The following is a 16,175-nucleotide window of genomic DNA, read 5'->3' as shown; positions in this document are numbered from 1 at the left end:
GCAACCAATGAATATGGTAATAGATTTGTACACTGTTAAAATTTGAATACAATTGAATGCCATAACATATTCTAAAAGTAAATCATCTAAATGAAAACCAACAATAAAGCATTAATTAGACTAATAAGCCTTTTAGGATTCTTCTTAATTTTCTTACAGGCCTGTCAGAAAGGAGAGCTTTATGACGCGGCTAGTGCGAAGATTGTGGAAGTAACCTTTAATGGGTCTACTTCAGTACCCTTGGAATTTGTCTATAATAATGTGATTTTAGACAGCACAAAAGGAGCATCTCACACATTTCCCAAATCAATGAAAGTAAATATTGTAAAAGGAGATCAAAAAGTTCAAGTTCGAGAAAAAGGGAAAACTACAATATTAAGAAGTTATGACATTGACCCTGCTATTTTCAATCATCAAATTGGAATATTGTATGATAATGGCAAAATATATGATAAAAGTATATTTTACAATTTATATGTAAATCCAATTGATAGGGATGTAGAATTTTTCATAGATGGGAAAATAGTCGCTCAAACCTTTTCTGGGGGACAACTTACCCGTAAATTAGAAATTCCCCTAGATAAAGATCAAAAAAGAGAGCTTTCGGTCAAAATTAAAGGTAAGAATGAGGTGATTTTTACCAAAACACTCATGGATGCCGATTCAAATAAGACACTGAAATTCTTGTTGGATGGAGAAAAGGTGCTTGAGAACATGACATTACCTGCTTTAAAAAATCCAAAAGGTATGTCATTGACTTTCAAATTCAAACCCGTAATCGAATTTGGACAAAGTACGTTTTTAGGCGGGGATGTGGATCTCGTTTTTTACATACGGGACCAAATGACAGAAGAAGTGACACATTTAAGTCCAGAACTAAGAGTTAGCATACCCCTATCACAATCATTTGTGACCGTTGAATTACCCCCACTGCCAGAAGGGAAAATTTATACTTATGATGTAGTCAGGAAGGGAAAAAATATAGTACCTTATTCCTATAAAAAATGGACCGCAGAAGACATTTTTCCCGCCCTGCCAAACAGCGGAAGATATGGTCGTTTAGGCTTTTTTAAAGATTTGACAGATTACAGCTTTTTGCCGGGAGAACGCATCGTTGGTGTACTTTCTGTTGGTGAAGAACAATGGGGGGAAGGTTATGATGAAGTTTTTATCGTCCCTGGTAGTGTCACTTTATTAAATGATTTTGTGACTATAGGCAATTAACATACAAAAGAACGAGCTTTATCACATCGTTCTTTTGTACGTTATTTAAACAGCTTATGGTCGGCTGATGTCAATCTCAATGGATTGCACAATATTTACGAATTATCTGTTTGTCAAGAAAATTACTATTTTTAAATGTATTATAGATAGAGATATCGCATCCTAAAACTGATCGAAATTTGATGAGTTCTCCATTTGAATAAATAGATACATTATCCGTCACAAAATATAGAGAAATGAATAAGAATTTTGCAAAAGCAGAAATGTTTATCCGGAAAGATGTCGCTGAAGTGTTTCAAGCGATGGTAGACCCTGCGATTACTACTAAAATCTGGTTTACCAAGAGTTCGGGAAAATTAGAAAAAGGAAAGAATATTGAATGGGAGTGGGAGATGTATAACCATAAGGTTAATGTTGATGTACTGGAAATCGTTGAAAACCAAAAAATTATTTTCAATTGGCGTAATCACGACAGCCCCTCCATTGTTGAATGGAAATTCAATAAAATTAAAGGAGGAACATTTGTATCCGTAACCAATGAAATCAAACATGATACGCCCGAAAAGCTGATCGCTGAGGTGCGCGATAGCACCGAAGGGTTTACACTCGTTTTGGCCAATCTGAAAGCATATTTAGAATTTAATATCTTGCTTAATCTCGTAGGAGATAGGTTTCCTGAAATGTAGGCAGCGTGAAAATTGAGTTTATAGCAAGGACCTTTTTCGAAGATATGACTTTCGGATACGATAGCCTATAAAGAGCAACAGTCCGATAATCAAGATTACAATTAACATCCTTGCCAGCTTAAACTCATTGTATGCGCTGTAGTTGTCATTTTGGTATTTGTTTGCTTTCAAATATATTTTGCCGCTGCGGTTATCTAGGATAAAATTAAATTGATTTAATATTTTATTACCCAATAAACTTTGCTTGGCATTCGGATAATCGGGATTATTGGTATTGGTTACAATGTTTTTAAATACCTGGCTCCCGATTTTGAGCTCCGGGATGACAATGATCTTTTTTCTGCCAAAAGAAAATAACGAATGATATTTGCTCCAGAGATGATAACGATTTGTAAAATCGTCCCCAATAAGCATACTGCCATCCCGACCGGTATCAAATAGAAAATGAAAGGGATAATCCCGTTCTCCGACTTTGATATTGACTTCAAATCGGGGGCGATGTTGGAAATAGTCAACATAGTGAACTTGATAACCCTGTAGATTCTTGTTTATATGATCGCTTAGGATCATAATCTTTTTCTCGTAATCAACTTCGATAATCTTGTCCCGGAACAGTGAATTTCCAATGATCATATCTTCACCATCTGCTAGATTTCGGATTTGTACCAACGGAACTTTATCCCAGCGTAATCCACCAATTTCTAAACTATTGGTACTGGCGCTGGGTTCATTGTTTGTCCCATCCGTATTCTGGACGCTGATGTGACCATCAAATTTGACGGCCGCTTTTGCAGGAGATTGCTCACTGAGGCAGGTGATACCCGCCCCTAGATCAAACATGATCGTCAAGTTTTTGTAGCCATTGAGATTTCCCTTAAAATAAAGACGACTATTTTTCATAAAAAAGGGAATGGTATCCGACGATTGTATCGCGGGTTTAGAGCGTACGGTCGGATTTAATAGTTGCTCATAATTGGCCGATATGCGCGTCAGAATACGATCCTGTCCGTTCATTAATATAATAAAATCATAGGTTTTACCATAAGTAGTCGTAAAAGAAATGGAATCCTTATCAGTAATAAATGTGATCTTACGTTCTGCTCTCGGCACCTGTGCATAGTAAATATCAGGTGCGGTTGTCGGGGTTAATTTCCATACATCCTTAGCTAATAACTTTCCATCACGGATACTTACCATAGGCTTGCTGGCCTGAATCACAGGTAGATTTTGTTGGCCTTGAGTTTTGGAGGTAATAAACACGGCAAAACTCAAACTAAGGGCGAGAAGCTGTGTTGTTATTTTCATCTGTTTTATCTTTTAATTGCTTGGCTCACTTCCCTTTGTAATAAAATCTGTAAGCAATTTGTAGTCGTCTTTCATGAGGGTATATGCAGTCCGGTCAAATTGATTGCGATTTGCGATGATTTTTAGGTTTGTTTCATCCATATAGAGCTTGTAATGGGGGCCATTAACGGATGATAATATCGCCGTATCTCCTGACAAAACCAAAGCTTTACCAGCTTCTTCGCTCCAGGATTTAATGTATTGGCCAATTGATGCAGTTTTTGCTTTTGGAAAACTAGCCGTTAAGGTACAGAGCGGGCCAACTTCATTGTAAATAACAGTAGTCTTGGAATGATTGAGAGCAAATTGATCAAATAGCTTTTTACCAGATACGAATAAGCCAATACATAGCATAGCTATTGCGATAAGGGTGTAATTTGTTTTCATGATTGATTTTTATGTTTACGGATGAAATAGTAAACGAGTAAACCGAATGCTAAGCTCATACTCAGGATAATGGCTGAGTGAAAACCAAGGGGTTGGGTAAAATAGCATAACGTGAGTCCGACAGATCCCGCAAATAATACACAGCACCAGCTTAAGGCTAGTTCTACAATATTGTTTTCTTTCGGAAGGATCTCAGTAACGATCTCCAAAGGTGCATTCCTTTCAATCAGGGTTCTGCGCAAACGATCGTTTAAGAAGAGCTTGACGAGCTTAAGCAAAAAAGAGGAAGCAATCCAAATGGACAGCAAAACAGCAATCGCGTTGAGCGAGAAAAAAACAACTTCCTTATCTTCCATCACTGAAGTAGCTTGTTGTGCAGCCATCGTCGGCATAGTGTTGACTGTAAGCAGCACCAATGTTAAGTTCAAAATGCGTTTCATACAATTGATTTTATAGTATATCAGACCCACCAATCCAATTTAGGTTGCAAGGAATCTGTTTTTTTTATGATGGTGTTCATTTTTTGTCGATATCTGATGAGGGATAGTATGGTCTGTACGCTGATTAAAGAAAGTGGGAGGAGGGCAAAGCAATAGCGTAAAATATTGGGAAGCTGAATAAATAACGTGATAAATTGTTTCCCGTAGATAACAGCAGCAACTGTAACCAATATACCACCTAAGGCTGCCACAAGGAGGGCTGCCCAATGAATTGGAGCCTTTTTGGGGATTAGCATGCCGACAATATAATCGGGTAGATCAGGATCAAAGCTTGCTATGGGTAATTCTTGGATAGTAGAGTTGATCAACTGATAGTTTTCAAATTTGATTCTGCATACTGCACAGGTGGAAATATGATCCATTTCCAATCTTGTTGTATCGTCAGTGGAATCAGCAAGAGCCTGCAACTGTTCTTCTGTTAAATGTGTACTGTTCATAGTTCCTCTCTTTTTTGTGATTTGAGTAGAATATCTTTTAATTGCTTGCGTGCGCGAAACAAATAAGATTTTATGGTACCCTCCGGTAATTGTGTGATTTCTGAAATCTCCTGTAGACTCAATTCCTGTTGGTAATGTAATCCGATCAGGGTTTGGTATAATGTGGAGAGCTGTGCCACAGCCTGTGCTATTGTCTGGCTGAGTTCGCGAGCAAAAAGCCTATTTTCTGTTTCGTTGCTAGCTGCTTGTAACATTTTATAATCTGTATAAGACGAATCAGCATTTTCAAAAAAACTTTCCATGAGGATAGGGCGTTTTTTCTGAAGATAATGCAAACAGGTGTTATACGTAATCTGTCCGATCCAGGTCGATAATTTGCTCTGAAAACGGAATTGTCTTAGATTATTGTGAACTTTAATATAGACATCCTGTACAATGTCCCGGCGATCTGCAGCGACGGGGATCATTTTGTAAACCAAATGCGCGACGAGCTTCTCATGATCAACGATAAGCTTACGGAAAGCATGCGGATCCCGTTGGAGGATCTGAGAGACTAGTTCCCGGTCTGCTTGACGTTGTATAGCTGTTTCTGTGTTCACGGACAAATAAGACCCATAAGTGAAATTTAGGTTGCAATAATTTAAAAATAAATATTTTAAATTATTTATCTAACTGATTTAGTTTGTTTTGTTTTCTAATTTCATTGGATTTCTTGGTTCGAAAAAAAAGAATGTGATAAGGACCTCGCCGGAAACTCATTGTTTTTACGAGATAAGCTGTATATTCACTGGATAGATTCATACAGATTGTACTATTGAAAACTTTATGCCCATTATTGATGCGCAGGAATTTATTGCTGTTCTTTATCCTATGTTTATTCTGTCATTACACGAAGGGGCAGGAGATAGACACAACATTTATTTATACCTATCCCAATGCATCCTGGATAACGAGTTATCTCTCTACAAGCGCAGTCAATATGACCACTGAAGATAAAACTTTTGAACCGAATAACCCCTTGAAAATCGGAGTGGGATTGGGGATCCGGAATACAATGATTAATTTTCTTGTGGGCACAAAGATTGTTTCATTAAAAGACAAGACATACGGTAAAACGAGTTCGACAGACTTTCAGGTGCATCGCTATGGTCGAAAATTTGTAACAGATATCTATTTTCAGCGTTATAAAGGATTCTTTGCCGTGGATGGAAAGAATACTAAGCTTTTTCCTGCGATGAAAATCAATCAGATGGGACTCGAGCAGACCTATGTGTTCAATCACACGCGGTTTTCATTAAAAGCAGCCTTTGAACGAAGCGAGCAACAGGTTCAGAGTGCAGGGAGCTTCCTGCTAGGAGCCAATGTGTATTGGCATCAACTGCGGGATTTTGAAGGGCTTGACGGTAGTTTTGTGCAAAATCTTGACAATCTTCAAGTCGGAGCACAAGGAGGGTATGCACATTCCTGGGCCCTGGGTCAGCATTGGCTCATCACGGCATATACAACGATTGGTTTTAACATTGGAAACGATGTCGAAAATTTTCGGAACTTTCGTTTTAAAGTATACCCAACTGTATTGGCCAGGACAGTGGCCAGTTACACCAAGAATGATTGGTCTTTCACTTACGGAATGATGATCAATAATAAAATGAACTTTTTTGAGACAAAAAAGGACTATACAGTCACGAATGTAAATCTACAGTTGTCTGTAACCAGACAAATCAATTTTTCATTTTAATATTTCAAATAGCTAGCTGCTTGAAATGCTGGACTTCATTTCCCGTTTCATGGCAGCAATAAAGACCACCATGAAACAGGTTTCTCTTTAAGGAATGATCTGTTTGTTCCGCATCTCATCGAATAACCGAAAAAACATCTGCTCGGTATCAATGTATTCATGGAAACCGAATCTTCGTGCTTTGCTACCGTCCGCAAAAAAGTCGTAATCCCAAGAGAAGACAAAGTCGCCGAATGCCCAGGCGGAGACTTCCTGATAATTATAATTCAATCCCTGTTGTTTCTGTATGTCTTCCCATATATTTTCTTTATCGGACATCATAGTTTGTAGGTTTAAGGGGAGGGGCGCGTCGACTTCCATATTAAAATATTTTGCAATTTTGGGCCAGAGATCTTTCCAGCGAAATAAATCTCCATTGTTAATATTAAACGCCTGGTTGGTCGCTTGAGGTTCTGTTGCTGCCCATACAGTTGCCTTTGCCAATAAAGTAGCGTCTGTCATCTCGAGTAAGGTGTGGTATGCGCCAATTTTGCCTGGAAAACGAAGCGGAATATTTAATTTCTTGGAAATAGTAGCGTATACAGCTATCAACAGTGCAAGGTTCATTGGGTTTCCAGGTGCCGTTCCACCCACAACCGATGGCCGGATAGCGGACCAAGTCCACTGTTTGCCAATTTGTTGCTGTTGAAGGTATTGTAGCTGGCTGGTATTAAATTCGGGTGGCATATGACCAGCATCAGATTCTTTGGCCGGTGTTTTAAATGGGCCGAGGTGGGCGCCATAAACCTTATAACCTTGCATAAGACTAACATGTTGCAGGGATTTGGCTACTGGCTCAATAGCCGTTATTACATTGACCAACATCCTCAAATTGGGCTCGACCAATGCTGCCCAACTGTCTTTGTCCTGATAAGCGGCATAAAAGATATGCGTTACAGTGGTCAATGCACTTAGTTTGTTGACCGTGTCTGTTAAATCCAGTAAATCTACAGCGATATAACGAATCTGGTCATGATCGGTCCCGCCACGACGGGAGAGACCGATAATATCCCAGTTTCCAAGACTGCTAAGATGTTCAATAAGATTTGTGCTAATAACACCATTGGCGCCCACAATCAATGCCGTATTTTTTATAGTTTTCATATAAACTGCTTTTTGACAAAATTAGCATTGCTTTGAATCGAAGAGAGGTAAAAATCGGCTATAATTTTGTAAATTTCTGGAATGGAACGCTATCGACAATTTGAACCTATCCTGATCTCGGAATTTAAATCCAGCGCTTGGACACATCCGGAGCATAATCACAATCACTACGAACTTATCTTTATTTTGAGTGGGGAGGGAAGTCATGTGATCAATGGCTATGCCGTACCTTATCAAAGTGATACTGTTTTCTTTATCGGACCAGAAGAGTATCACTATTTTGATATTAAGCAGGAGACGCATTTTATTTATTTAAAATTTACAGATGCTTACATCTATCGGACTACGGCCGAATCGGGCCATTTAACTCGTCAATTGGAGTATTTAATAAAAAGCAGGGAAACTCATCAGCATGGTTTCCCTATTCTTGCAGCTGATCTACAGACTGTTCGTCTGTTGTTTAATGTGATTGCCTCCCTAAAACACGATATCTTTGCGAATCAAGATTTAATATGGCATCAGCTGCTCAGCATTTCAATGCTGCTGGTGAGAAATATGCCCGAATTACAGATGGATGGTACTAGAAGTCGCGACCTACAGGCAATGTTTTGTTATATCCATAAAAATATATATACGCCAAACCTGTTGAGATCTCAGGTAATGGCCCCTCATTTCAATATTGCTGCTGACTATTTGGGTACCTATTTCAAACGTCAGGTTGGTATGACCATTAGGACTTATATCCACCAATATCGGAATACACTTATTCGGCAACGCATTGCCGCTGGACGAATGATTTTAAAGGAAATTGCTGATGAGTTTGGATTGACAGATGTCAGTCATCTGACCAAGATCTTGGGGAAAGAGGTCTAAAGAAAAACAACAAAGCCAGCAAAAACATTAAATGTTTTTTGCTGGCTTTGTTGTGATGCAGTATCAGAAACGATTCCTCATAGACTGTGCGATTGTTGTTATCGCTGGCATGTCATAGATACGTTATGGAGCTGCGTTTATAATGTATACCCTAGTAATTAATTACAAGGTATTTTCTTCTTGCCGGCACCCACACCTTTAATCACTGTTCTACCATCTACCAGTTGGGTAACTTTCACTGCATTACTTTGTGTACCATTCCATGGGAAAGTATTGAATGCATTACCATTGGTTAATACAAGTGGATACAACTCACCACCGGAGGTCTTGCTACCAAACATAGTCACCTGGCCAGTTCTGCTGATCACAAGTTTTATCAACGGTTTTGTTGCTGTACCTCTTAAGTCATAGATGTTACCGACTCTTTTATTTGTTTGAACATCCGTGCCTTCATATTTACTACCGTCAGCAAACTGGATATTTTGCGTTGAAGATGCGCCTGCATTCTGGAATTGAATTTCCTGTTTCGCCAATTTGATACCATTTACCTCCATATTGAAAGCGTTGTCCAATTCAGTAATATCAAATACAAAACCATAATCTGCTACCGGTGCGGTGAAGCTGCGTTCAATCGTACTGCCATTTGCATAGAATGTACCATCTTTTATAATTCCTTTTCTGCGACCGGAAGTGGTTTCAGGATAACTCCAGTTTAGTCCATCACTTGTCACGTTCTGTGTACAGGTTTTGAAGTTAAGTTTGAGGTCATATCTCTGTCCTGGATTGATCTTTACATTTGGGATGCTAACATTTGACTTGGTTTCACCATCGATCGTCAGCGTTCCTAAGTTAAGTGTTCCGGTGCTAGTCCCAGGATGAATCAATAGGGAAGGAGAACTAACTACTGTACGTAAGCCTGTTCCTAAGCTCGGAAATTGTGTCAATACACCCGCATTGTTCAGTCCATTGTAAGTAAGAGCCTCATCCGATAGTTTGAAATTCGCTGTAGAATGGCTTGGTTTAAAGACTGCATTTTCAAGTTTGGTGATTGCACCGGTCATGTTCGGATCCATTGTCAAGGTCGTGATAATCTGACTGAAGCGGTGTTTTAACACAACATTTAAGTTGTTTACACCCGTATTCAATTTCAAGTTTCCTGTAAAAAACATTAAATCTCCGCTGATATTATCTAAACTCGCTGAAGACAGTTTGTTTTGGTTATTGATATTGGGTACTGTGCTTGTACTGTTAATGGAATAAGCAATGAAGGTATAGGTTTTCCCTGCGTCAAGAGCGATGCCAGCTGCAGTTGATTCACCGCCATAGCTGTATGTCTTTTCAGTAACATAGGTACCTTGGTTGTCATAAACAACAACTTTATACTTGATATCTTTGTCCAGTGGTTTTTCTGTTACTTGTGCAGCTGCAACTTTTGGACTCGATGCAGCAACTAATCCTTTCTTTACAGCAGCCGCTGAACTGTTTGTCAGAACAACATCAATGGAGCATCCGTTACCAAAAGGGACGGTCATTTCCTGAACATCTGATGTATTGTTTGACGCAAGAGACGCTTTTGTGGATCCCTGTTTTTGACCTACAGCGTTACCATCGTTCTCAGTATAGGCTTCAATACCCTGTAGATTGATCTTAACGACTGTTTCTCCTGTTAAATCTGTAGTTTCACCACTCTTTTTACAAGAGTAAAGGCTTGAGCCCGTTAGTACAATGCATGTTAGCATTAGTATGTTTTTCAGATTACGATAAGACTTTAAATTCATGTAATTAGATATTTTATGTAATGGATTTCTTTATTTTAATGTAATTTTATGTTATATACCAAGCTTTTAGCTATACCCTTATCCAAAAATATTTAAGTAAAAGCTGTGTATTTTTTTATGTGTCAGTAATATGATAGCGATTATGGCAAATGCTTTTCTGACGCAAAATTAAATGGAACTTTTTGTTTAAGAAGTATTGTTTAATGAATGAAGTTTTTCCTGTAGAGAAACATCTACATGGCGACAACAAGCGCTGTGTTCCATAGCAGTGAGGATGTGGCTTACGCTTTAAAAAGAAGTTGTAATCTTTAAAATCTTATAATATGCACACATTATGCAAAAAAATGGATGCTTATTTCAAATCGAAAAGCTTTAATTTTGCCTCCAAAGTTTGGCTTTATTATGCGGCTTCAATCTATTTAATTAAGGGGTAATCCAATCTATCAGAGCAAGTACTGTTCGGTGTGAAAAACTGGATAGATTAGGCCAGTATAAAACAAACTATGTATTGAATTTTAAACAATTATTTAAATGATATTACCTTTTGAACCCTATGATCCAAAATGGAAAAAACAATTTGAATCCATTAAACTAGAGCTACAATTTCTATTGAAACCGTTAAACCCTCAAATTGATCATATCGGCAGTACTGCGGTGGAAGGTCTTTCAGCGAAACCAATTATTGATATACAGATCGGGGTGGAAAACGAAACTGATTTAGACTGGTTACCGGGTTTATTGAAACTACCGAATATTGTTTACTATGAAAAATATAATCAGGACTGACCAGAACGCCGATTTTTTATATTACTGAAAAAACCTATATATAAAATTGGCGTTTCGGATGTCGTAAAAATTGGGGATGATATACCGGCGATCTTGCATGATCATGACCTTCGTATCGCACATTTGCATGCATTTGTAAAGGGTTCGTCCGATTGGAAAAGACACCTCGCATTACGCGACTATCTAATCGCACACCCAACGATCCGGGAAAGCTATCAGGAGCTCAAAGAAAAATTAACTCAACTCGATTGGAAGGATGGAAATGATTATAATATGGGGAAAGATCTATTTTTAAAAGCACAGGAAAAAATCGCTTTGGCCTGGTACAAGGAGAGGATCTAATGATCACGGAAAACATACTGATTAAGGATAAGAACTATACGCTGTACATTGGTTATCAGGACAACGAAACGTTACGATTGGAATTTAATCGAATGACACAACATTTTTGGGAGTTTGATTTTGAAAATTATTATCAATCTGGTTTTTGGGATGATAATTGTATCTTGTATTCTCTATTTGATGAGGATAAAATAGTAGCACACGCCACAGTAAGTCTGTTTGAACAAGAAGGGAAAAAATTACTCCAACTAGGAACAGTAATGACTGATGAAAATTACCAGCGTCAAGGCTTGAGCAGTTTTCTGTTACGACGGATTAGTAACGATTTTGTGCATCAAACTAAAGGTATGTTTTTGTTTGCGAATAATAAGGTGCTGGATTTTTATCCAAAATTTGACTTTTTCCCAGTCCCGGAATATACCGTATTTCAAACCGTTAAAAATACGAATATGACCACAGTATTGACCAAACGTAAGCTGAACCTCGACAATGCAGAGGATCTGAAGCTATTTGAAAACTTGGTAGAACAGGCTGTTTCTAATACACAATTTCAAACTAGAAGTAAAGGTCTAGCCCTTTTCTATTGCTATGCTTATCCCACAATGGGATTTAAAGAATCAATTTATTATATTGAAGAGTTAAACTGTGCTGTCGTGGTACAAGTGGAAAATAATATTTTGTATATGATAGAACTGTTTTCCACGAATGAAGTTGATCTGAACGCAGTGATCAGTTCTTTTGCTGATTTTTCGTTTACAGAGGTTGTTTTCGGATTCACACCGAAGCATACAGAAGGTCTCGAATGGCGAATATGGAAAGAAGACGATCTGCAACTATTTGTTACGCGAGAGCTATTGTCGTTTTTTGAAGAAGAGCGCATGAAAGTGGCGACCTTATCGCATACCTAGAATCGGATAGGAGGAAGATATGACAAACAAATTAAAAGAAATAGCAAGCGGGCTTGCCGGTACAAAAAAATTAAATGACTTTGTTGAATATGCTGGTGTGGCAGCTGCTATAGAAACAGTGGCAGGTAATATTTATACTGGAATCAGCATTGATACGGCTTGCTCCATGGGATTTTGCGCTGAGCATAGCGCTGTTGCCGAAATGCTGAAACACCATGAATTTCAAGTCAGGGCATTTGTTGCGGTGGATGCTACGGGAAATGCCGTTCCTCCCTGTGGGCGTTGTAGAGAATTGATAAGCCAGCTTACCAAGACTAATCTTGATGCAATCGTGGAAGTGAAAAATGGAGTATTCAAATCCTTAAAGGAATTATTGCCTTTTGACTGGAAAGATGATCTCGACAGGAATTGGTGATTTTCAGAATGGGACCAATTCGTATAAATTAAATAATTAGTGGAATAAAATGGAAAAAATAGAATCAGCTTATAAGAAAATAAATTTAGTGGACTGGAAACGAAAAGAGCACTTTTCGGTCTATCGTAGCCAGATGAAATGCGGCTTTAGCCTTACAACAAAAATTAATATCACTAACCTGCTTCCTTTTATAAAGGAAAATGGCTATAAATTTTATCCTGTCATGATTTACCTAATTACAAGGGCCGTAAACAATCATGACGCTTTTAAGATGGCAATGAAGGAAGAGGAACTCATCGTTTGGGACCATGTAAATCCGATATATACTGTGCTACATCCAGAAACGGAAACTTTTTCAGCGCTATCGACTGTATACGATAAGGATTTTGCAGCGTTTATGGCCAATTACAATCGTGTAGCCGAAAGACATGCCAATGATTTACGTTTTTTTCCGGAGGCACCTCCAGAGAATCATTTTAATATTTCAGCAATTCCATGGATCAATTTTGATAGCTTTAACCTTCATATTGCCGACTTTACAGATTATTTTGCACCTTCCTTTACAATTGGAAAATATCAGCAACAAGCTGATGAAATCTTAATGCCTATAGCAATTCAGGTGCATCATGCTGTCTGTGATGGAATACATGTCGCTAAATTGATTGCGACATTGGAGGCATATTGTAGGGATATCGGGACAGTTCTTAAATCTCAGGTATAATTCTAAGAAATCGCCTTGTTCAGAACAGTCCTATTGTCTGGATTCTGTCTGTACTCCGAACTGTTTTGTTTTTTGGTAATAAACAAATGATATCTCAATGAAAATACGACAATTAACACAATCAGATATTGCTGAGCTGCTGCAAACTATTAATGAAGCTTTTAAGGATTATATTGTTCCATTTCAGCTAGATATAGAACAATTGCGACAGAAAATCAGAACGGAAGATATTCAGTTAACTTGGTCTGTTGCTGTGTTTGCGGAGAACAAACTTGTCGCATTTATGATACATGGTCTGCGGGAAATAGATCGTCAATTTGTGGTCTACAATGGTGGAACGGGTGTACTGCCTGAATTTCGGGGGCATGGGTTAGTGGGAAAAATGTATCGTTATCTAATCCCGTTTTTTAATGAGAACAAGGTCAAGCGGATTCTTTTGGAAGCAATAGAAAGTAACGGAGCGGCCATCCGTGCCTATGAGAAAAGTGGTTTTTCGATCAACAGACAATTGCTATGTTTCAGTGGTGCCATTCAGCCGGCTACGGTGAGCAATGTGGCGAGAATCCAGCCGCTGTCTGATTTCTCTTGGCAGGAATTTCAATCGTTTTGGGATATTTTACCAAGTTGGCAAAGCGCAGTACAGAGTATGGATAGTTTGCAACCTAGTGCGTTAGGAGCATATATCGACGAAAAACTTGTGGGGTATATTCTTTTTAATCCTGGAAACAAGCGGATATACCAAGTCGCTGTGGCAGCCGAATGTAGGCGGAAAGGAATTGGAACGCAGCTTTTTCAGGCCCTTAAAAAAGAAATGCCAGCGGAAAAAATAAGTTTCAACAACGTTGATGCGAAAGCAAAAAATGTGAAATTATTTTTGGAAAAACAGGGACTGGTCAATGGCATCAATCAAGTTGAAATGATAAAGTTGCTATAAAACATGGGTTTGCATGACAAAAGTGAATTTTCTTGGCATTTGACCAAACAATAGCATAAAGTTGGGGGTATATAAGAGACAATCGGCATGATATTATACGACAAGTTAGCGAACGAACTGCTTCGATTAGCAGAGGATGATCTCATATTACGGAATGAACTGGCCGGGAAGGGGGAACTTCAAAAGGGCTATCATCCCGCAATGGAGGCTGTTCACCGTGATAACGCGAAGCGATTACGCGGAATAATTACCGAGATAGGTTATCCAGGTATTTCAAAAGTAGGAACAAAGGCCAGTGAGGCGGCATGGTTAATTGTCCAACATGCTATCTCAGAACCCGATTTCATGCAACACTGCTATCAACTGATGATCAATGAAAAAGAGGACATCAACCCTGCTCATATAGCCTATTTATACGATAGAATACATTATTTTAAGAGCAAACCACAGCGTTTTGGAACACAACTGACCACTGATGGCAGAATCTATCCAGTCGAGGACAAAGAGAACCTCAATAAACAGCGTTTGCAGATGAATTTACCCGAGCTTTCACAGGTAAAACTTGATACAGTGTATGATTTAGATCAGCTGACGACTTTGGATCAGCAGGATATGGATTATACGATCTGGCGAAAGGAAGTAGGCTGGATATAGTTCTTTTTAAGCAAGGCAAATATCTCACCATCTACGAAACGCCCCTTCTCAAAGAAATAGTCATGGAGAATTCCTTCGGAAACAAGATTCATTTTTTCAAGCAACCTACGGGAAGCTAAGTTGTCCGGGTCAATAAAAGCCTCTATACGATTGAGTTTATAACTGTCGAAACCAAAAGAAATAATAGTGGAAATAGCTTCTGTCATAATGCCCTGTTGCCAGAAGTCAGGATGAAGTTCATAGCCGATCTCTGCACGGAAATGCTCGTTGGAAAAATTATGAAAACCACAAGAACCAATGAGCTGATCCGGATTGTCCTTTAAACAAATCGCCCAACGGATGGCCTCTTTTTGTATAAAATTTTTCTGCCAGGTTTTTACAAGCTCATAAGCCTCGTCCATATGCCGGAAGGTTGGTAAATCGAAATATAATGTTACCTCATCTTTTGAAAAATAAGAAAATAGAGCAGGAGCATCCGAATGTTGGATTTGACGTAAATAAAGACGTTCTGTTGTTAAAATTGGGAAAGTATCCAATATCATAACAGTAAAAATAATAAAATATGTTCAAAAGCAGAATGATGATTTGAATTTTCGACATTTTTTGTATGTTTGTCTAGTAATGACAATGCAACAGGAAAATATTAGGGAAGAAATTATTCTTTCGTCGATGAAAGTGTTTGAAACTTATGGTTTTACGCGGGTTTCTATGCAGGATATTTCTAAAGCCTGTGGTAAGGGACGTAGTACACTGTATTATTATTTTACGAGCAAGATGGACGTTTTTGACGCGATAGCCGAATGTTTATGTCAGCAAGTGTTTACAATAGCCAAAGAAAGTTATAGCCGGGAAGCTTCTCTAGAGGAGAATCTGGTTGGTTTTCTAAGGGCTAAATTGCGTGAGATCAATTTGATTACCAAACGTTTTCACTTGGCTTTTGAGGATATGAAATCCGATCCGGCTTTGATGGTCTCCAAGACACGTTATATGTTGGATGATGAAATTGAATTGATTCGTAATATGATCAGGGTCGCTATTGCCAAAGGGGAAATCCAGTTTCTTGAAGAAAAGGATATTCTGTTTCTCTCAGAGATGTTGGTAACGACATCCCGTTGTTTTGAGCAGGAAGTATTGCTTTTTGATCGGTTTCCTGACTTTGAGGCGCGGCTTGCCTGGTTGACTAGTATATGTGTAAAGGGGTTAAAATAAGCTGATTTTAGACGTTTTCACACCCTAGTAAATAGATGAGCATTTGCTCGTTTTTTTAACGATAGATTTCGACATAAATACAAAATATGTCTATTT

General features: G+C 38.4%; 20 protein-coding genes. 12 read left to right on the top strand and 8 right to left on the bottom strand.

What is annotated here, in order from left to right; all coding sequences use genetic code 11:
- The first annotated feature begins 90 nt into the window (after window positions 1-90).
- Window positions 91-1,224 carry a hypothetical protein gene (locus OGI71_RS09770; RefSeq protein ID WP_282255233.1) on the top strand — a complete coding sequence of 378 codons (1,134 nt, stop codon included), beginning with the start codon at window positions 91-93 and terminating at the stop codon, window positions 1,222-1,224.
- 236 nt (window positions 1,225-1,460) lie between these two features.
- Window positions 1,461-1,910 carry an SRPBCC family protein gene (locus tag OGI71_RS09765; protein WP_282255232.1) on the top strand — a complete coding sequence of 150 codons (450 nt, stop codon included), beginning with the start codon at window positions 1,461-1,463 and terminating at the stop codon, window positions 1,908-1,910.
- Between the two features lie 18 nt (window positions 1,911-1,928).
- Here the strand turns inward: OGI71_RS09765 and OGI71_RS09760 are convergent, their stop codons facing one another.
- From OGI71_RS09760 to OGI71_RS09740, 5 genes are read right to left on the bottom strand one after another with little or no spacing between them, the layout of a single operon-like run.
- On the bottom strand, window positions 1,929-3,215 hold the full coding sequence (locus tag OGI71_RS09760) for a retropepsin-like aspartic protease (RefSeq protein ID WP_282255231.1): 1,287 nt from the start codon (window positions 3,213-3,215) through the stop codon (window positions 1,929-1,931).
- Between the two features lie 12 nt (window positions 3,216-3,227).
- Window positions 3,228-3,641, bottom strand: a complete 414-nt coding sequence (locus tag OGI71_RS09755) for a hypothetical protein (protein ID WP_282255230.1) — start codon at window positions 3,639-3,641, stop codon at window positions 3,228-3,230.
- The gene (locus tag OGI71_RS09750) at window positions 3,638-4,081 is read right to left on the bottom strand and encodes a hypothetical protein (RefSeq protein ID WP_282255229.1); all 444 of its coding nucleotides are present in this window, start codon (window positions 4,079-4,081) and stop codon (window positions 3,638-3,640) included. Before OGI71_RS09750 ends, OGI71_RS09755 begins: the two co-directional genes overlap by 4 nt.
- Window positions 4,082-4,101: 20 nt before the next feature.
- Complete coding sequence (locus OGI71_RS09745; protein ID WP_282255228.1) at window positions 4,102-4,578, bottom strand: hypothetical protein; 477 nt, start codon at window positions 4,576-4,578, stop codon at window positions 4,102-4,104.
- On the bottom strand, window positions 4,575-5,177 hold the full coding sequence (locus OGI71_RS09740) for a sigma-70 family RNA polymerase sigma factor (protein ID WP_282255227.1): 603 nt from the start codon (window positions 5,175-5,177) through the stop codon (window positions 4,575-4,577). Before OGI71_RS09740 ends, OGI71_RS09745 begins: the two co-directional genes overlap by 4 nt.
- Before the next feature lie 239 nt (window positions 5,178-5,416).
- On the opposite strand from OGI71_RS09740, the gene OGI71_RS09735 reads away from it, so the two are divergent.
- Window positions 5,417-6,316, top strand: a complete 900-nt coding sequence (locus tag OGI71_RS09735) for a DUF4421 family protein (RefSeq protein WP_282255225.1) — start codon at window positions 5,417-5,419, stop codon at window positions 6,314-6,316.
- Window positions 6,317-6,403: 87 nt separating this feature from the next.
- On the opposite strand, the gene OGI71_RS09730 is transcribed toward OGI71_RS09735, so the two are convergent.
- Window positions 6,404-7,459: an SDR family oxidoreductase gene (locus OGI71_RS09730; protein WP_282255224.1), complete on the bottom strand. Its 1,056-nt coding sequence runs from the start codon at window positions 7,457-7,459 to the stop codon at window positions 6,404-6,406.
- A gap of 81 nt (window positions 7,460-7,540) precedes the next feature.
- On the opposite strand from OGI71_RS09730, the gene OGI71_RS09725 reads away from it, so the two are divergent.
- A complete protein-coding gene (locus tag OGI71_RS09725) occupies window positions 7,541-8,332 on the top strand; it encodes an AraC family transcriptional regulator (RefSeq protein WP_282255223.1) in 792 nt (263 codons plus the stop codon).
- Window positions 8,333-8,490: 158 nt separating this feature from the next.
- On the opposite strand, the gene OGI71_RS09720 is transcribed toward OGI71_RS09725, so the two are convergent.
- On the bottom strand, window positions 8,491-10,071 hold the full coding sequence (locus OGI71_RS09720; RefSeq protein WP_282255222.1) for a hypothetical protein: 1,581 nt from the start codon (window positions 10,069-10,071) through the stop codon (window positions 8,491-8,493).
- Window positions 10,072-10,641: 570 nt separating this feature from the next.
- Here OGI71_RS09720 and OGI71_RS27110 point away from each other — a divergent pair.
- From OGI71_RS27110 to OGI71_RS09690, 7 genes are all read left to right on the top strand, one after another.
- The gene (locus OGI71_RS27110) at window positions 10,642-10,896 is read left to right on the top strand and encodes a GrpB family protein (protein WP_335995458.1); all 255 of its coding nucleotides are present in this window, start codon (window positions 10,642-10,644) and stop codon (window positions 10,894-10,896) included.
- A 93-nt stretch (window positions 10,897-10,989) separates the two neighbouring features.
- Window positions 10,990-11,238, top strand: coding sequence for a GrpB family protein (locus tag OGI71_RS27105; protein WP_335995459.1), 249 nt, complete (start codon window positions 10,990-10,992; stop codon window positions 11,236-11,238).
- On the top strand, window positions 11,238-12,146 hold the full coding sequence (locus tag OGI71_RS09710; RefSeq protein WP_282255221.1) for a GNAT family N-acetyltransferase: 909 nt from the start codon (window positions 11,238-11,240) through the stop codon (window positions 12,144-12,146). Before OGI71_RS27105 ends, OGI71_RS09710 begins: the two co-directional genes overlap by 1 nt.
- A gap of 19 nt (window positions 12,147-12,165) precedes the next feature.
- On the top strand, window positions 12,166-12,561 hold the full coding sequence (locus OGI71_RS09705) for a cytidine deaminase (protein WP_282255220.1): 396 nt from the start codon (window positions 12,166-12,168) through the stop codon (window positions 12,559-12,561).
- A gap of 49 nt (window positions 12,562-12,610) precedes the next feature.
- Window positions 12,611-13,282, top strand: a complete 672-nt coding sequence (gene catA / locus OGI71_RS09700) for a type A chloramphenicol O-acetyltransferase (protein WP_282255218.1) — start codon at window positions 12,611-12,613, stop codon at window positions 13,280-13,282.
- A gap of 97 nt (window positions 13,283-13,379) precedes the next feature.
- The gene (locus OGI71_RS09695) at window positions 13,380-14,216 is read left to right on the top strand and encodes a GNAT family N-acetyltransferase (RefSeq protein ID WP_282255217.1); all 837 of its coding nucleotides are present in this window, start codon (window positions 13,380-13,382) and stop codon (window positions 14,214-14,216) included.
- Between the two features lie 87 nt (window positions 14,217-14,303).
- Window positions 14,304-14,870 (top strand): DUF6624 domain-containing protein, encoded by a 567-nt coding sequence (locus tag OGI71_RS09690; protein ID WP_282255216.1) that lies wholly within the window; start codon window positions 14,304-14,306, stop codon window positions 14,868-14,870.
- Here OGI71_RS09690 and OGI71_RS09685 read toward each other — a convergent pair.
- Window positions 14,834-15,412 carry a GNAT family N-acetyltransferase gene (locus tag OGI71_RS09685; RefSeq protein WP_282255215.1) on the bottom strand — a complete coding sequence of 193 codons (579 nt, stop codon included), beginning with the start codon at window positions 15,410-15,412 and terminating at the stop codon, window positions 14,834-14,836. The two genes, OGI71_RS09690 and OGI71_RS09685, sit on opposite strands and share 37 nt — an antisense overlap.
- A gap of 85 nt (window positions 15,413-15,497) precedes the next feature.
- Between OGI71_RS09685 and OGI71_RS09680 the strand changes: the two genes are divergently transcribed.
- Window positions 15,498-16,079, top strand: coding sequence for a TetR/AcrR family transcriptional regulator (locus OGI71_RS09680; RefSeq protein ID WP_282255214.1), 582 nt, complete (start codon window positions 15,498-15,500; stop codon window positions 16,077-16,079).
- The last annotated feature ends 96 nt before the right edge of the window (window positions 16,080-16,175 follow it).

It is taken from the genome of Sphingobacterium sp. ML3W, from assembly GCF_029542085.1.
Taxonomy (GTDB): domain Bacteria; phylum Bacteroidota; class Bacteroidia; order Sphingobacteriales; family Sphingobacteriaceae; genus Sphingobacterium.
This window is presented reverse-complemented; position numbering and strand designations above follow the sequence as displayed.

What these genes read in the sequence shown, in the direction of transcription:
- OGI71_RS27110 (WP_335995458.1), top strand. Translation starts at nt 10,642, where the DNA reads ATGATATTACCTTTTGAACCCTATGATCCAAAATGGAAAAAACAATTT.
- OGI71_RS09725 (WP_282255223.1), top strand. Translation starts at nt 7,541, where the DNA reads ATGGAACGCTATCGACAATTTGAACCTATCCTGATCTCGGAATTTAAA.
- OGI71_RS09690 (WP_282255216.1), top strand. Translation starts at nt 14,304, where the DNA reads ATGATATTATACGACAAGTTAGCGAACGAACTGCTTCGATTAGCAGAG.
- OGI71_RS09710 (WP_282255221.1), top strand. Translation starts at nt 11,238, where the DNA reads ATGATCACGGAAAACATACTGATTAAGGATAAGAACTATACGCTGTAC.
- OGI71_RS09735 (WP_282255225.1), top strand. Translation starts at nt 5,417, where the DNA reads ATGCGCAGGAATTTATTGCTGTTCTTTATCCTATGTTTATTCTGTCAT.
- OGI71_RS09755 (WP_282255230.1), bottom strand. Translation starts at nt 3,641, where the DNA reads ATGAAAACAAATTACACCCTTATCGCAATAGCTATGCTATGTATTGGC.
- OGI71_RS09750 (WP_282255229.1), bottom strand. Translation starts at nt 4,081, where the DNA reads ATGAAACGCATTTTGAACTTAACATTGGTGCTGCTTACAGTCAACACT.
- OGI71_RS09680 (WP_282255214.1), top strand. Translation starts at nt 15,498, where the DNA reads ATGCAACAGGAAAATATTAGGGAAGAAATTATTCTTTCGTCGATGAAA.
- OGI71_RS09695 (WP_282255217.1), top strand. Translation starts at nt 13,380, where the DNA reads ATGAAAATACGACAATTAACACAATCAGATATTGCTGAGCTGCTGCAA.
- catA (WP_282255218.1), top strand. Translation starts at nt 12,611, where the DNA reads ATGGAAAAAATAGAATCAGCTTATAAGAAAATAAATTTAGTGGACTGG.
- OGI71_RS09760 (WP_282255231.1), bottom strand. Translation starts at nt 3,215, where the DNA reads ATGAAAATAACAACACAGCTTCTCGCCCTTAGTTTGAGTTTTGCCGTG.
- OGI71_RS09730 (WP_282255224.1), bottom strand. Translation starts at nt 7,459, where the DNA reads ATGAAAACTATAAAAAATACGGCATTGATTGTGGGCGCCAATGGTGTT.
- OGI71_RS09720 (WP_282255222.1), bottom strand. Translation starts at nt 10,071, where the DNA reads ATGCTAACATGCATTGTACTAACGGGCTCAAGCCTTTACTCTTGTAAA.
- OGI71_RS09765 (WP_282255232.1), top strand. Translation starts at nt 1,461, where the DNA reads ATGAATAAGAATTTTGCAAAAGCAGAAATGTTTATCCGGAAAGATGTC.
- OGI71_RS09745 (WP_282255228.1), bottom strand. Translation starts at nt 4,578, where the DNA reads ATGAACAGTACACATTTAACAGAAGAACAGTTGCAGGCTCTTGCTGAT.
- OGI71_RS09685 (WP_282255215.1), bottom strand. Translation starts at nt 15,412, where the DNA reads ATGATATTGGATACTTTCCCAATTTTAACAACAGAACGTCTTTATTTA.
- OGI71_RS09705 (WP_282255220.1), top strand. Translation starts at nt 12,166, where the DNA reads ATGACAAACAAATTAAAAGAAATAGCAAGCGGGCTTGCCGGTACAAAA.
- OGI71_RS09770 (WP_282255233.1), top strand. Translation starts at nt 91, where the DNA reads ATGAAAACCAACAATAAAGCATTAATTAGACTAATAAGCCTTTTAGGA.